General features: G+C 73.9%; 10 protein-coding genes. 6 read left to right on the top strand and 4 right to left on the bottom strand.

What is annotated here, in order from left to right:
• Window positions 1-114: 114 nt before the first annotated feature.
• Window positions 115-4,497 (bottom strand): FtsK/SpoIIIE domain-containing protein, encoded by a 4,383-nt coding sequence (locus K7396_RS18855; protein WP_152104825.1) that lies wholly within the window; start codon window positions 4,495-4,497, stop codon window positions 115-117.
• Between the two features lie 260 nt (window positions 4,498-4,757).
• Here K7396_RS18855 and K7396_RS18850 point away from each other — a divergent pair, with 260 nt between their 5' ends.
• Window positions 4,758-5,699 (top strand): hypothetical protein, encoded by a 942-nt coding sequence (locus K7396_RS18850; RefSeq protein WP_152104795.1) that lies wholly within the window; start codon window positions 4,758-4,760, stop codon window positions 5,697-5,699.
• 1 nt (window position 5,700) lies between these two features.
• Here the strand turns inward: K7396_RS18850 and K7396_RS18845 are convergent, their stop codons facing one another.
• The 3 genes from K7396_RS18845 to K7396_RS18835 form a co-directional block, all read right to left on the bottom strand.
• Window positions 5,701-6,285: a sigma-70 family RNA polymerase sigma factor gene (locus K7396_RS18845; RefSeq protein WP_152104794.1), complete on the bottom strand. Its 585-nt coding sequence runs from the start codon at window positions 6,283-6,285 to the stop codon at window positions 5,701-5,703.
• 147 nt (window positions 6,286-6,432) lie between these two features.
• On the bottom strand, window positions 6,433-7,206 hold the full coding sequence (locus tag K7396_RS18840; RefSeq protein WP_152104793.1) for a LamG domain-containing protein: 774 nt from the start codon (window positions 7,204-7,206) through the stop codon (window positions 6,433-6,435).
• Between the two features lie 172 nt (window positions 7,207-7,378).
• A complete protein-coding gene (locus tag K7396_RS18835; protein WP_152104792.1) occupies window positions 7,379-8,458 on the bottom strand; it encodes an alkene reductase in 1,080 nt (359 codons plus the stop codon).
• A 302-nt stretch (window positions 8,459-8,760) separates the two neighbouring features.
• Between K7396_RS18835 and K7396_RS18830 the strand changes: the two genes are divergently transcribed.
• The 5 genes from K7396_RS18830 to K7396_RS18810 all read left to right on the top strand — a co-directional run bounded on the left by K7396_RS18830 (window position 8,761) and on the right by K7396_RS18810 (window position 14,673).
• Entirely contained in the window at window positions 8,761-9,294 is a 534-nt protein-coding gene (locus K7396_RS18830; protein ID WP_086721026.1) for a MarR family winged helix-turn-helix transcriptional regulator, read from the top strand.
• 91 nt (window positions 9,295-9,385) lie between these two features.
• Window positions 9,386-10,348, top strand: coding sequence for an Lrp/AsnC family transcriptional regulator (locus K7396_RS18825; protein WP_167392835.1), 963 nt, complete (start codon window positions 9,386-9,388; stop codon window positions 10,346-10,348).
• A 119-nt stretch (window positions 10,349-10,467) separates the two neighbouring features.
• On the top strand, window positions 10,468-11,565 hold the full coding sequence (locus tag K7396_RS18820; RefSeq protein ID WP_086721027.1) for an alkene reductase: 1,098 nt from the start codon (window positions 10,468-10,470) through the stop codon (window positions 11,563-11,565).
• A gap of 820 nt (window positions 11,566-12,385) precedes the next feature.
• A complete protein-coding gene (locus K7396_RS18815) occupies window positions 12,386-13,588 on the top strand; it encodes a polysaccharide deacetylase family protein (protein ID WP_086721033.1) in 1,203 nt (400 codons plus the stop codon).
• Between the two features lie 341 nt (window positions 13,589-13,929).
• Window positions 13,930-14,673, top strand: coding sequence for a DUF4097 family beta strand repeat-containing protein (locus tag K7396_RS18810; RefSeq protein WP_223660083.1), 744 nt, complete (start codon window positions 13,930-13,932; stop codon window positions 14,671-14,673).
• Window positions 14,674-14,716: the final 43 nt, after the last annotated feature.

Here is a 14,716-nt window from a genome sequence, read left to right as displayed (position 1 = left end):
CGGGGACGACGTTCAACGCCGGCGCATCGCGCAGTAGCGAACGCCGTCCGCACACCACAGAGGGCTCCCGCCGAACTCGTCGGCGGGAGCCCTCTGTCGCGCAACCCGTGGGGATCAGCCCTCGGGTGCCGGGAGTACCGTCTCCGGGACCTGCACGGTGCGCAGGACGCCGTCACCCAGGTGCAGGATCGCCCGGCCCGGACGGGTCGCGCCCAGGCGGCTGCGGGGGACCTTGACGCCGATCAGTTCGCCGTCGCTCATGTTCTGCGGCTTGAGCAGCAGGCCGCACCGGTTGCGGCGGGCCTCGGTGTGCCAGCCGGAGAAGCCGGAGGAGAGGCGGTCGGTCTGGCCGGCGATCACCAGGCCGCGGCCGGTCTCGGCGCCGGATTTGGCGATCTTGGTGAGGACCGGCTCGGCCTTCGTCTTCAGCAGCAGGTCGGCGTCGTCGAGGAGCACCACGGCCCCGTCGGGCGCGGAGGACAGTGCCGTCTCCAGGGCAGTGGGGTCGAGGTCGGCGTCGTCGAACACCGCGAGCACGCCGGGCCGCCCGGCGAGGTGGCGCAGCGGCGAGCGGGCGGGGGCCCCGATCACGACCGGGGTGCCGGCCGAGAGCAGGGCCAGCGCCAGCGTCGACAGGACGGTGCTGCGGCCCGAGCGGGCGGGCCCGGCGACCAGGAACGTCGGCGTGACGGTGAAGTCCGGGCCGAGCGCGGTGAGTTCGTCGCCGCCGACGCCGGCCAGGGCCCAGCGCGCGGAGCGCCGGGCCGGGACGAACCGGGCGGCCTCCTCGAAGGTGAGCCGGTCCGGCAGGGTGTCGACGCGGAACGGCCGGGTGGCGGCCGGCAGGTGGGCGGCCCGCTGCCGGCACTGCTCGGCGATCTGCTGGAGCGCCGCGGCCTGCGCCTGGCCCTCCGGATTGCCGGTGAGGAGCGCGATCTGCACCTCGGCCTTGTCGGCGGCGCGGAAGGCGCGGCCCGGCGGGATCTCGTCGGGCACGTTCCGCTGGGTGATGCCGATCATCCCGTACTCGGACTTCTCGTTCAGCTTCAGCACGAGCTTGTCCTCGGTGGAGCTGTTGACCCGGCTGGAGAACAGCGCCCGGTCGCCGGTCATCACCAGGTGGATGCCGGCGCTGGCGCCGTCCCTGAGCAGGGTCAGCACGGAGTTCAGCAGGTTCCCGCCGTCGTACTCGCCGAGCTGCTTGTCGAAGACCTCCCACCGGTCGACGAACAGCACGATGTGCGGCGGCCGTTCGTGCTCGGGCAGGGCGCGGCGCAGCTCGGTCAGGTCGGCGCTGCCGCGGGCGGCGAGCATCTCCTGGCGCCGGGTGAGCTCCGCCGTCAGCCGGACGAGCAGCCGGGCCACCCGGTCGGGCTGGGTGCGCTGGGTGACGGCGCCGCAGTGCGGCAGGCCCTCCATGGCCAGCAGCGCGCCGTTGCCGCAGTCGATGCCGTACATGTGCAGCCGGTCCGGGGAATGGACGCTCGCCAGCGTGCCGGCGAGGGTGCGCAGCGTCTGCGAACGGCCCTGCCGGGGCGAGCCGACCACGTGCAGGTGCCCGAGCGTCGCCGGGTCGATCACCAGCGGGAGCCGGGCCTGCTGTGCGGGCAGGTCCACCACGCCGTACGCGACGGGCGGCAGGTCGTAGTCCGAGGGCGGGACCGGGGGCAGGTCGCCGGTGACCAGCTGGTCGGGCAGCGGCGGCAGCCAGGGGCTGTGCTGCGCGGGGATGCCCATCTCCCGGTCCGCGGCGCGGATCGCCGCGACGAGGCCGGTGAGGTCGGTCTCCACCTCGGCGGGCGCGGCCGCGGCGCGCGGCCGGGCCGGCAGCGGCTCGCCGAGCCGCTCCCAGCCGACCGCCACCGCCCACGGCGCCGGCAGCGAGGCCGCCGCGGCGCCGGGCCGCCGGCCGCCGACCCGGCCGGACTGGAACGGCACCAGGGAGTTCTGGCCCAGGCGCACATAGGCGCGGCCGGGGGTGCTCTGCGAGATCCCGGCGGCTTCCGGGGAGTTGAGGACGTCCTGGCTCTCGCCGGCGTCCGTCACGCGCAGTGCGATGCGCAGGTTGGTGTTGGCGCGGATCTCCGAGGAGACCACGCCGCTGGGGCGCTGCGTCGCCAGGATCAGGTGGATGCCGAGGCTGCGGCCCCGCTGCGCGATGTTGACCAGGCCCTTCACGAAGTCCGGCAGGTCGCGCACCATCGAGGCGAACTCGTCGATGACGATGAGCAGCCGGGGCATCGGGGGGCGGCCGGCGGCCGGCTCGCGCTCCAGCAGGTCGACGTAGTCCTCGATGTCCTTGGCGCCGGCCGCGGCGAGGATGTGCTCGCGCCGGGTGAGTTCGGCCGTCAGCGACACCAGGGCCCGCTCGACGAGGTGGGCGTCGAGGTCGGTGACCATGCCGACGGTGTGCGGCAGGTGCACACAGTCCTTGAACGCGGAGCCGCCCTTGTAGTCGACGAGGACGAACGTCATCGCGTCCGGGCGGTTGGCCACCGCGAGCGAGGCGACCAGCGTCTGGAGGAGTTCGGACTTGCCGGAGCCGGTGGTGCCGGCGACCAGCCCGTGCGGGCCGTCGCGCCGCAGGTCCAGGTGGAACGGGCCGTCCAGGGAGACGCCGACGGCGGCCCGGGTCGAGCGGCCGCCGGCCGTCCAGCGCGCCCTGATGCCGGCGGCCTGCGGCGGGTCGAGGGCGAGGACGTCGAGCAGCCGCGCGGAGTTGGGGAGCACCGCGGCCTCCTCGGCGTCGCCGCCCGGGTCCCGCAGCGGCCCCATCGCGCGGGCCAGCGAACGGCACCAGTCCGGGGACACCACGTCGGGCCGGATGCCCCCGACGGTGCCCCGGCCGGAGCGGCCCACCCGCACGGTGCCGCCGGGCTCCTCGGCGACGACGGCGTGGCACTCCTCGGGCAGCAGCCGCTCCTCGGCGTCCAGGCAGACCGCGCGGACGCCGACGGACGGGCCGTCGCGCAGGATCTGCGCCACGCCGGGCAGCGAGCGCAGCCTGCGGGCCCCGTCGAGGACGACCAGCACATCGGGCCCGGCGGTCCGGCCGCGCCGGTCCTCCCGCCCGGCGCGCTCGGCGATCAGCGCGCTCAGTTCGGCGACCCGCCGGGCGCAGGTCTCGGTGCCGTAGCCGATGCTCGCCGGGGTGTCGCCGGACTTCTTGCGCACATGCGGCAGCCAGCGCAGCCAGGACCAGCCGTCGCGGCCCGGGCCGCCGGTCGTCAGCAGGTGGATCTGCAGGTCGCGGGGGCTGTGCAGGACGGCGGCCTGGGCGATGGCCCACCGGGCCACGGCGCGCGCGGCCTCGCCCTCGCCGGCGATGCCCAGGACGTCGTGCTCGCGCAGCGGCACGGTCACCGGGACGTCGTACGCGGTCCACGGGTCCTGGCGGCGGTGCTCGTCCTTGGTCGGGTCCGTCAGCACCACGTCGGAGGGCAGGTCGGCGGTGCCGATGCGCAGTTCCAGGAAGTCGGCGTCCGAGGTGCGGCGCTCCCACAGGCGGCGCCGGGGGCCGACGGCGGTCAGCACGACCTCGGCCGGGTCCGGGAAGCCGCGGCGCCGGGCGGTGCGTTCGGCCGCCAGGGCCTGTTCCGCCTCGCCCTCGATGCGCGCCTTCTTCTCCTCGTAGGCGGCGACCTCGTCGGAGTGCGACTGGCGTCCGTTGCGCCGGCTCATCAGGTAATTGCCGACGATCACGACCGGGGAGAGCAGCCCGAAGAACAGCATCTGCATACGGCCGAGGGCCAGCGCCCCGACGACCGCCATCACCAGCGGGGCGGCCGCGGTGATCCACGGGAGCGGCCGGGCGGCGGGCGTCGCGGGCGGGGAGGGCAGGGTGAAGCGGGTGGCGTTCTCGGCCGGACGCAGCCGCGGCGGCCGGTTGTAGTCCCGCCCGGTGCCGTCCTCCGACGGCTGCAGCGCCGCGTCCGGCGGCTGCGGGAGGGCGAGTTCGAGCAGGCAGCCGCCGACGAGGAGCTGGGCGCCGGCCGGCCAGGCGGTGGCCCCGGCGAGGACCTCGCGGTCCAGTTGCGCGGGGCCGTCCGGCGCCGCCGCCGCGTCGGGCGCCACCCGGCAGCGTCCCCCGGGGCCCACGGTCAGGACGGCGAACGGACGGTGCGGCGCGGCGCGCAGCACCTGGGCGGTGCCGTCGGGCGCCAGGCCGATCCGGTACTCGCCGATGTCGAGCCGGTGCACCGCGCCCGCCCCGGTCCCGCCGACCGCACGGACCTCCACCAGCCCGTCCGGTTCGGCGGACGCGGTGCCCGCCGGGCGCCCCAGGCCCACGACCGCCGCGTGCTGCAGCGGCGCCTCCCGCAGCCGCAGGTCCGCGGGCAGCAGCCGGTCACCGGCGTACAGGCCGAGGCCCTCCGGGGGCCGGGGGACGCCGCCCGCCTTGGCCAGCGCCTCCGCGACGGCCCCCACGGGCGTGTCGGGGTCGGCGTCGAGGTGGACGTCGAACGCCTCACCGCCCCCCTCGACCACGGTCAACATCAACGACACGAAAACGTCCTCCAGCCGGCGTGAACGGGGGCCGCGGGAGTCCTGATCGACGGCTCCCGTGCCACTGAGGGGACCTACGGCGCCCGCCCGCGGATGGTTCACGGGCCCGGCCGTCCCCGGTGCGTGAACCATCCGCGGGCGGGCGCCGTAGTGGCCTTCGGGTACCCGGCACCGCGACGCCGCCGCGGTGCCGCCCCCGCTTCCGCCCGCCCCGGCTCCGCCGCCGGGGCGACCCGACAAGGAGTCAGAAGATGATCTGGTACGTCCTGGCCGTGGTGCTGGGGCTGGCGCTGATCGGGGCGGTGGCCGCGCTGATCGTCACCGAGCGGCGGCCCCGCCCGCCGAAGCCCGCCACCGCCTCGGCCGCCGTCGTGGGGCGGGAGGCGCTGGACGTGGTCAACGCGGGCCTGCGCCGGCTGACGGGCGAGTGCCTGCGCTCCGGCCGGTCGCTGCCCGACCTGTACGCCGTCGTCTACTCCGAGGAGCGCCTCGGCCTGCTGCTGGCCGGCCCGGAGGAGACCGCCCCCGCCCCCTGGACCGCCGAGGCGGACGGCGAGCGCTGGACGGTCTCGCCCGACGACCTGCACCGCCCCGGCCCGGAGGGCGAACCGGCCCTGCCGTACGCGCTGACGGTGACGGTCGGGCTGGACGGCGCCGACCGGGTGCTGGTCGACCTCTCCCGGGCGGCGGGACCGGTCGCCGTGTCGGGCCCGGACGAGGAGGTGCGCAGCCTGGCCGAGGCCGTCGTCGCCGAGGCGCTCGCCGGCCCGGTGGGCGCGCTCGCCGAGGTCACCCTGGTGGGCTCCCTGGCCGGCGACGGGTTCCTCGCCGGCGCCGTGCCGCGGACCTCGCGGCTGCACAGCGCGGCGAGCCTGGAGGAGGCGTTCGCCAGGGCAGCCTCGGCGGCCCCGGGAGCGCCCGCGCCCGGCGCGTCCGAGGTCACCCAGATCTTCCGGCTGATCGAGGGCAGCAGCCGGATCGCCGTCCAGGGCGAGGCGCCCCACCTGTTCGTCGTGGACGCCTCACAGCTGCCGCGCCGTGAAGGGGCGCTGGACGGTCTGCGGCGCGGGGACGCGCTGCTGGTGCTCGGCGACGCGCCCGCGGGGTGGCCCTGGCGGGCCGGTCCGGACGGCACCCTCGACACCGGGCCGCTCGGCCTGGCGGTCACCCGGCACGCGGGGCGGCTCGCATGACTCATCCGGCGGCCCGGTCCTGACCGCCCGCGTGCAGTCCGCGGCTGTGCAGCGCCTCCCGCAGGGCGCGGGCGGCGTAGTACGTCCGGGACTTGACCGTGCCCGGCGGCACGCCGAGGACCCGGGCCGTCTGGTTGACGCTGCGCCCCAGGTAGTGCACGTGCAGCAGGACCTCGCGCTGCGGCGGCCGCAGCTCCCGCAGCGCCTCGATCAGCACCTGGGAGGTGAGGATGTGGTCCACCTCGTCGGAGACCGGGAGGTGGGCGAGTTCCGGGTCGCCGACCTCCGGCGGTCTGGCCTGGCGGGCCCGGTGGCCGTCGATGACGAGGTTGCGCAGCACGGTGAACAGCCACGGCCGCGCCGAGTCCGCGGTCGGGTCGAGCTCCCCGGCGTGGCGCCAGGCCCGTATCGCGACCTCCTGGAGGACGTCCTCGGCGCGGTGCCAGTCGCCCCCCAGCCGCCGCGCGGCGAACTGCAGCAGCGCGCTGCCGTGGAAGTGGTAGAGGGCTCTGAGGAACTCGTCGGGGCGGAGTTCCGCTGCGCGGGTGCGGGGTATGCAGTCTTCGGTCGAAGCGCTGGCCGACAAAGGCCTGTTCCTCTCCGGTCGTCTGTGGGGAGACGGGCGCGGCCGGCCGCGGACACGCCGGAGCGCGCCGTCGCGAGCGGTCGTTCGCTGCGTACGGCGTGCCCGTCGGTGTGTCCGCGGCGGCGGTGAACCCGCCCGGTACCGCCGTCAGCCCGGTTCGCGGGAGGAAAGCGCACTCACCTCACGGGGCGTCAGCTCCCGGTCGTAGAGGTGCACATCGGAGACCGCCCCGTTCCACGCGTCGGCGGCCTTCCCGTCGAACTTGCCGCGGCCGATCACCACGGAGCCGTTGGGCCGCACCGTGCCGGTGGCCGTCCTGCTTCCCGCGAGCCGGCCGTCCACGTAGATCCGCATCCGGTGGTCCTTCTGCCGGTACGTGCCGGTGAGGTGGTACCAGCGGCCGGCCTGCGGCTGCCCCGCCTTCTCCGCGAGGGTGCGGGCGCCGGTGAAGCTGAACGCGAAGTTCTGGTCCTGGCCGGAGTACTGGAGGAAGAACGTGCTGGCCCGGTCGCCGTCCTGGGACAGCACGGTGTGGAAGCCGTTCATGTCCTCGGGCGCGAGCCGCACCCGCGCGGCGACCGAGTAGTCCTTGCCCGCGGTGTCGATCCGGGTCCCGGTGTCCGCGAATCCGCTGGCCCCGTCCAGCTTCAGGGCACCGCCCTGCGGCCCGTCGATCCACCGCCCGCCGCCATTGACGAGGGCGTCGTGCTCCCCCGCCTTCGCGGTGCCCGACCGGTGCAGCGGCCACCACCCGACCCCGCGCAGCGCCCCCGCGCCGTCCCCGGGCCCGGCCGAGCTCCCCCCGGCCTGGTCCTTCCCGGACTTCTCGGCCCCCTGACCGCGCACCAGTTGGGCGACGACGAAGGCCAGCGCGACGGTCAGTACGACGATGGTGGTGATGAGCGACCATCTGCGCGTCATGAATCTCCCCGGGACGTACGGCATACAGCTATCACTGCTGACCACGTGCCCGGTCCGGAAGTGGTTCAACGTTCCCGCAAAGTCCGGGGGGGGTGGGGGACCCCGGCCTCTCCCCCGGCACGACGAACGGACCCGGCAGACGCGCCGGGCCCGTTCGTCGGAGGGTGGCCGGTCAGGCCGGCAGGGGCGGGTAGTCGGTGTAGCCGCGTGCGTCGCCGCCGTAGAAGGTGGCGCGGTCGGGGGCGTTGTAGGGGCCGCCGGAGGCGAGGCGGCGGGGGAGGTCGGGGTTGGCCAGGAACAGCGCGCCGAAGGCGACCAGGTCCGCGGTGCCGTTCTCGATCAGGTCGAGGGAGTCGTGGCCGGTCGGCTCGGGGTGCGTGAAGGGGTTGAGGACGAACGTGCCGGGCCAGTCCTTGCGCAGGCGCTCGGTCAGACTCCGGTCGGGGCCTTCGAGGACGTGCAGGTAGGCCAGGTCCAGCGGGGCGAGCGCGGCCACCAGGGACGTGTAGGTCTGCTCCAGGTCCGCCGGGTCGGTCTCGGCGATGTCGTTGAAGGGGGCTCCGGGGGAGATGCGGATGCCGGTCCGGTGCGCGCCGATGGCGTCCGCGACGGCGCGGGCGGCCTCGGCGGCGAAGCGCACCCGGCCGGTGGCGTCGCCGCCCCAGGCGTCGGTGCGCTGGTTGGCGTTCGGGGCGAGGAACTGGTGGATCAGGTAGCCGTTCGCCCCGTGGAGCTCCACCCCGTCGAAGCCGGCGGCGATGGCGTTGCGCGCGGCGTCGGCGAAGTCGGCGATCGTCCGCACGATCTCGTCGTGCGCCAGCTCCTTGGGCGTGACGAAGTCCTGGGGGCCCTGGTGGGTGTAGACCTGGCCCGTCGCGGCGACGGCGGAGGGGCCCACCGGGATCAGGCCGTCGGGCAGCAGGCTGGGGTGGCCGATGCGGCCGGTGTGCATCAGCTGCGCGAAGATCACTCCGCCCTCGCGGTGGACCGCGTCGGTCACCTGCCGCCAGGCGGCGACCTGCTCCGCGGAGTGCAGGCCCGGGGTGTCGGGGTAGCCCTGGCCGACCACCGACGGCTGGACGCCCTCGGTGATGATCAGGCCGGCGCTCGCCCGCTGGGCGTAGTAGTCCGCCATCAGCTCCGTCGCACCGGCCCCCGGCCCGTAGGCGCGGCTGCGGGTCATCGGTGCCATCGCGATGCGGTTGGCCAGGCGCTTGCCGCCCAGCTCGATCGGGTCGAACGCGGTCGTCATGATCATTCCTTTCGTAGGGAGCGGGAGGCCGCCGGCCTGGCGGCGCGCCCTCGGCGTGCGGTGCCCAGCACACCATTACCTGTCCGAACAAGCAAAATGCTTCGCGGCCATCCCGATCCCCGCGTGAACCACGTCACCCGCCGCCCCGTTCCCTGGAAAACCCCTGTTTGACGTACGGGTTACGCCCGGCGGGCACAAGGGGGCCGCGGAGCGCGGAGGGTCGCTATCCTGGCTGTATCGGCGCCATGGGAGCCGGATCACTGTCCGGCAAAGTTCAGCCGGGAAGGGACGATGACGATCAGATGAGCCGGACGACCAACCGGGACACGCCCAGCACCCCGCCGGCATCCGCACCGGCCGACGCCTCGGTGCCGGTGCCCGCCGCCGCCCACGCGGGGCCCGTCAGCCACGCGATCTTCCGCGTGGCCCGCCTGCACCGCATGATCGCCGGGCAGCTCCTGCGCCCCCTCGGCCTCCACCTCGGCCAGGAGCTGGTCATGATGCACCTGTGGGAACTCGGCCCCCAGCGGCAGACCGACCTCGTGCGCCTGATCGACTCCGATGCCGCCACCATGACCCGCAGCATCAAGCGCCTGGAGAACGCCGGCTTCGTCCGCCGCCGCCCCTGCCCCGACGACAGGCGCGCCGTCCTCATCGAACCGACCGCCGCCAGCCAGGCGCTGCGCCGCGAGGTCGAACGCATCTGGGCCGAGCTGGAGGACGCCTCCGCGGGCGGCCTCACCCCCGACCAGCAGACCGAAGCCCTGGACACCCTGCGCCGCATCGAGGACAACCTCGCGCGGGTGGCGGCACGTTCGGGGGAGGGTGGCTCGTAGCGGCCGGCCGCGGACGGGTGCGGTGACGGACCGGGGCGGTGCCCGCGGCGGCGCCGGGCAGCGTGGTCGGCGCCATCGGGAAGGGGGACACATGCTGGACGTGCTGGACCGCGGGCTGCTGCAGGCGCTGCAGATCGACGGACGGGTGGCGTTCTCGCTGGTCGGCGAGGTGCTGGGGGTGTCGGACCAGACGATCGCGCGCCGGTACGCGCGGCTGCGGGCCGAGGCGGGGGTGCGGGTGCTCGGGGCGGTGCTGCCGCAGGCCGTGGGGCGGCAGGTGTGGGTGGTGCGGGTGCGGTGTGTGCCGGAGGCGGCCGTGGGGCTCGCGCGGGCGCTGGCGCGGCAGCCGGAGACCTCCTGGGTGCAGATCGCCTCGGGCGGCTCGGAGATCATCTGCATGGTGCAGGCACCGGCCGACGCCCCGGCCGAGGAGTCGGCGCTGCTCTCCCGTCTGCCGCGCACGCCCCGGGTGACCGAGGTCAGCGCGCACTGCGTCCTGCACATGTTCTTCGGCGGCAGCACCAGCCCGCTGACGAAGAACGGGCCGCTGACATCCGGACAGCGGGCCCGGCTGCGACCGCCGGCGGCCGAGCCGGTGACCTCGCCGGTGGACCTGTCCGCGGCGGACCACGCGCTGCTGTCGGCGCTGGCCCTCGACGGGCGGGCCGGGTTCCGGTCACTGGCCGAGGCGACCGGCTGGTCGCAGACGAGGGTGCGGCGCCGGCTGGCCGAACTCCGCTCGGGCGGGATCGTCTACTTCGACGTGGACTTCGATCCGGCGCCGTTCGGCCTGCGGACGAGCGCGGCGCTGTGGCTGAGCGTCGCGCCGGGCCACCTGGCCGCGGCGGGCGAGGCGCTGGCGGCACACCCGCAAGTGGGCTTCGCGGCGGCCACCACCGGCGCGTCCCACCTCTACGCGAGCGTGCAGTGCGGCGACAGCACGGCGCTGTACGCGTATCTGACGGGGCCGGTGGCGGCGCTGCCCGGGGTGCGGTCGGTGGAGACCGCGCCCAGCATGCGGGTGTTCAAGCAGGCCGCCACCGTCGTCGGATAGCGCCGGGGAAGGGCCCGCACGCGTCGGATAGCGCCGATGCGGGCGGTTTTCCTGGCCGCGGCCGCCGGGCTCGGCGACGGTGTGCGGGCGAGATCCGCCCGTACCGAAGGAACCGCCCGATGCACACCGCGTTCGACCCGATCACCGTCGGCCCGCTCACCCTCCCCAACCGGATCGCCATGGCGCCGCTGACCCGCCGCCGCGCGTACGGCGAGGGGCTGTCAGCGACCCCGCTCATGACGGAGTACTACCGGCAGCGCGCCACCGCCGGCCTGATCATCGCCGAGGCCCTCCAGCCCAGCCGCGTCGGCCAGGGCTACACCGACACCCCCGGCCTGCACGACGCCCGCCAGGTCGAGTCCTGGCGCCCCGTCACCCGGGCCGTCCACGACGCGGGCGGCCGCATCTACGCACAGCTGATGCACGCGGGCCGCAACAGCCACCCCGAACTCCTGGGCGGCGGCCTGCACCCCGTCGCGCCGTCGGCGGTCGCGGCCGACGGCATGGTGCGCGTCCACGGAGGCGAGCCGGCCGTCCGCAGGCCCTACCCCGTGCCGCACGCCCTCAGCACCCAGCAGATCGCCGACACCATCGCCGACTTCGCCGACGCGGCCGCGCGCGCGATCGACGCCGGGTTCGACGGCGTCGAGCTGCACGGCGCGTACGGCTACCTCGTCCAGCAGTTCCTCTCGGGCAACGCCAACCTCCGCACCGACGCCTACGGCGGCAGCGTCGCCGGGCGCGTCCGCTTCCCCGTCGAACTCGTCGAAGCCGTGGCCGCACGCATCGGCGCGGAGCGGCTGGCGCTGCGGATCAGCCCCGGCTGCACCGCGTTCGGCCTCGAAGAGCCCGACCTGCGCGAGCTCTACCCGGCACTGCTCGACGCGCTGCCCCGGCAGCTGGCGTACCTGCACGTCTTCGAGTTCCCCGGCCACCGCGACCTCACGGTGGAGCTGCGCCGCCGCTGGGACGGGGTGTTCATGCTCAACCCGCACGCGGCCCCCGAGGACTGGCCCGCCGGCCCCCGCCAACTGCACCTGGTGGACGACGGGCTCGCCGACATCCTCTCCTTCGGCACGCACTTCATCGCCAACCCCGACCTCGTCGACCGTCTCCGCAACGGCGCCGCCCTCAACGAGGCCGACCACACCACCTTCTACCGCGGCGACCACCACGGCTACACGGACTACCCGACGATGACGCAGGCCCGGCAGTAACCGCCCGCTCCCTCGGCAAGCCCCAGGTCATGTACCTGGGGCTTGGTCGTCGTCGGCGGGAGCGGTGCGGGTCGGGAATCCGAACTGCCGCCACCGGCCCCTGCCCCGTCGCGCGACACTCCCTTTTTGTGTGAGGCGCGCCTACGCCCTCCCCCTCAGCGATATCCGCTATTCCGTTTTCGCGAACACCACGCGCCCGCACGGTGGTTGAGGAAAATGACGGGCCCCGGCCGAGCGAGCACCGCCGCGTTGCCTTCGGAGCGCCGCCGAGACCGCCGCTGTGCGGTGCGGTTCTGCCGCTCCCTGCCGCGGCGCCCCCTTGTTAGTGAGGCGTTAATGGCTCGCTAGCGGTCCCCGACAGAGTCATGGGCGTCCAAGGGCGTTGTTCGGGGGGCGGTGCGGCCTTCGGGTATTCGCCCCGTCCAACTCATAGGGGGGTGCGTGATGCAGGAGATGACGCCGGACAGCAGGGGCTGTCGCGCCGGCTCCACCGCTTAGGCGACGCCCGGGGTGCGTCCGGGTCCCCCGGGTCCGGGCCGGTCGCGGCACGGATCGGGCAACCCTGGTCCGGGGCAGGCTCCGCCGGCGGCGGGAGGCCGCGGAGCATCGCCGGGCCACCGCGGACCGCAGTCGCCCGAGGGCAGCCACCATTCCCGTTCCGGGGAATTCGGAGCGTAAGCAATTCGCAACCCTCCGTGGAGAATTCCGCTTCTCGTGGCCGAAAGGGAACCTCGGGGGCTGCCTTCTCATCTCTCTGGGCGTCCCGCTTCTCCGGGCGCCCCGCTCACCAGAACTCCGAACGAATGCAATGGGGACCGTCATGCGTGAAATCAGCCGCCGAGGGATATTCGGGCTCGGAATAGGAGCGGCAGCCGCTCTCTCCGTCGCCGGCTGCACCTCTTCCGGATCGTCGGCCTCCGGAAAGGTCGGAACCCAGCCCGGCCAGAAGAGGCAGGGCAAGCCGATCGGTGACGGCTCCACGGCGTACACCGGGAAGCAGCCCCACCAGCCGTCCACGCCGGAGAAGCTGCAGCCGGGCCAGAAGCCGCCGCAGTTCGTCGTCTTCTCCTGGGACGGCGCGGGCGAGGTGGGCAACGGGCTCTTCCCCCGGTTCCGGAAGCTCGCCAGGGACCACAACGCCTCCATGACCTTCTTCCTCTCCGGGCTGTACACGCTGCCCGAGTCGAAGCGGCGCATGTACCGCCCGCCGAACAACCCCGTCGGCCACTCCGACATCGACTTCCTCACCGACGAGCACATCAAGGCGACGCTGAAGAACGTGCGCGCGGCGTGGCTGGAGGGCCACGAGATAGGCACCCACTTCAACGGCCACTTCTGCGGCGACGCCTCGGGCTCGGTGAAGTACTGGACCCCCGCCCAGTGGGACGACGAGATCGAGCAGGCCATGTCCTTCGTCACCAAGTGGCGGACCAACACCGGCTTCACCGACGTCGAACCGCTGCCCTTCGACTACAGCAAGGAGTTGGTCGGCAGCCGTACGCCGTGTCTGCTCGGGCAGGACAACCTGCTGCCGACGGCGCGCAAGCGCGGCTGGCGCTACGACGCGAGCTCCCCCGGCGGCTCGCAGATCTGGCCCAGCAAGAAGCAGGGCCTGTGGGACTTCCCGCTCCAGAAGATGCCGTTCCCCGGCCACACCTTCGAGGTCCTCTCGATGGACTACAACATCCTGGCCAACCAGTCGAAGAACTCCACCAAGGCCCCGCCGGCCAACTACCCCGCCTGGCGCAAGCAGGCCACCGACTCCTACATCAACGGCTTCAAGCGGGCCTACGAGACCAACCGCGCGCCGTTCTTCGTCGGCAACCACTTCGAGCAGTGGAACGGCGGCATCTACATGGACGCCGTCGAGGAGGCGATCAAGTACATCGCCGACGCCAAGCACAAGGACGTCCGGATGGTGTCCTTCCGCCAGCTCTGCGACTGGCTGGACGCCCAGGACCCGAAGGTCCTCGCCGACCTGCGCCGGCTCGACGTGGGACAGCAGTTCACCGGACGCGGCTGACGGGGCGGCGGGACGACGAGGGGCGGCCCGACGGCGAGGGGCGGCGGGGCGGCAGACAGCGTCATGGGGCGAGGCGATTCCGCCGGGACGCAGCGGGTGTCACGAGGGTTGCCCGGGAGGTTCCCTCGCCATGGGCAAGGGACAGAAAGTCCCGAATGTGGCGACCAGGCACCGCTTTTCGGTCACAGCGGGGAAATCAGGTACCAGTGCGCATAAAGTGAATCGGCCGGTGCGCGGTCCGGAAGGCCGGGCCGCCACGAGGACATGACGGTATGCCATGCCATAAGGGGCGGGGCAGGTCACCGTCGGCCGAGGGGGGAACGATGTTCCATCGTGCACGTGTGATTCCTGCCGCGCTGGGAGCGTTGGCCGTATCTCTTGCGGTGAGTTCGTGCGGCACGACGGCCGACGAGGAAAGCCGAAGCGAAAAGCGGGACTTCTCCTACGCGGGCGAGAAGCTCTCCATCAGGGCGACCAATGCGTCGGTGCGGCTGAAGGCCGGCGCCGCCGACGGCACGGTGCGCGTGGAGCGGACGCTGAAGGGGAAGGCCGGGGACCCGGGCAACTCCACGTGGTCCCTGGACCGCTCCACCCTGACCCTGCGGACCGATTGCCGCGGCATCTCCCTTTCCTGCGAGGGGAGTTACACGGTGTTCGTGCCGAAGGGCGCGGCCGTGGCGCTGGAGAGCACCGCGGGCCCGGTCAGCGCACAGGGCCTCGCACAGCCGCTGGACCTCCGCGTCGAGGACGCCTCGGCAGCGGTGTCCGACGTGTCCGGGAAACTGGCGATGACGGTGTCGGGCGGCAACGCGTCGGCGACGGGCATCACGTCGAAGGAGTTCTCCGCGACCACGTCCAACGGGCGCGTGAACGCCACGTTCGGGGCGGCACCGCGGACGGTCACCGCGTCGGCCGCCAACGGGAACGTGAACGTGACGCTGCCGAAGGGCGACGACGCGTACCGGGTGGCGACGAAGGCGACGAACGGGCAGGCGCATTCGTCGGTGCCGAACAGCACGGGCAGCGACCGCAAGATCGAGCTGACGAGTCAGAACGGCAGTGTGCGGGTGGACCGGGCGGAGTAGCCGAGCAGGGGCGGGGCGGCAGCCTCCGGCCGCACGGTGCGCC

This window comes from Streptomyces angustmyceticus (genome assembly GCF_019933235.1).
In the GTDB taxonomy this organism is placed as follows: Bacteria; Actinomycetota; Actinomycetes; order Streptomycetales; family Streptomycetaceae; genus Streptomyces; species Streptomyces angustmyceticus.
Note: the sequence above shows the minus strand (reverse complement) of the source record. Positions and strands in the feature narration are given on the sequence as shown.

What these genes read in the sequence shown, in the direction of transcription:
- K7396_RS18855 (WP_152104825.1), bottom strand. Translation starts at nt 4,497, where the DNA reads ATGTTGACCGTGGTCGAGGGGGGCGGTGAGGCGTTCGACGTCCACCTC.
- K7396_RS18850 (WP_152104795.1), top strand. Translation starts at nt 4,758, where the DNA reads ATGATCTGGTACGTCCTGGCCGTGGTGCTGGGGCTGGCGCTGATCGGG.
- K7396_RS18840 (WP_152104793.1), bottom strand. Translation starts at nt 7,206, where the DNA reads ATGACGCGCAGATGGTCGCTCATCACCACCATCGTCGTACTGACCGTC.
- K7396_RS18835 (WP_152104792.1), bottom strand. Translation starts at nt 8,458, where the DNA reads ATGACGACCGCGTTCGACCCGATCGAGCTGGGCGGCAAGCGCCTGGCC.
- K7396_RS18830 (WP_086721026.1), top strand. Translation starts at nt 8,761, where the DNA reads ATGAGCCGGACGACCAACCGGGACACGCCCAGCACCCCGCCGGCATCC.
- K7396_RS18825 (WP_167392835.1), top strand. Translation starts at nt 9,386, where the DNA reads ATGCTGGACGTGCTGGACCGCGGGCTGCTGCAGGCGCTGCAGATCGAC.
- K7396_RS18820 (WP_086721027.1), top strand. Translation starts at nt 10,468, where the DNA reads ATGCACACCGCGTTCGACCCGATCACCGTCGGCCCGCTCACCCTCCCC.
- K7396_RS18815 (WP_086721033.1), top strand. Translation starts at nt 12,386, where the DNA reads ATGCGTGAAATCAGCCGCCGAGGGATATTCGGGCTCGGAATAGGAGCG.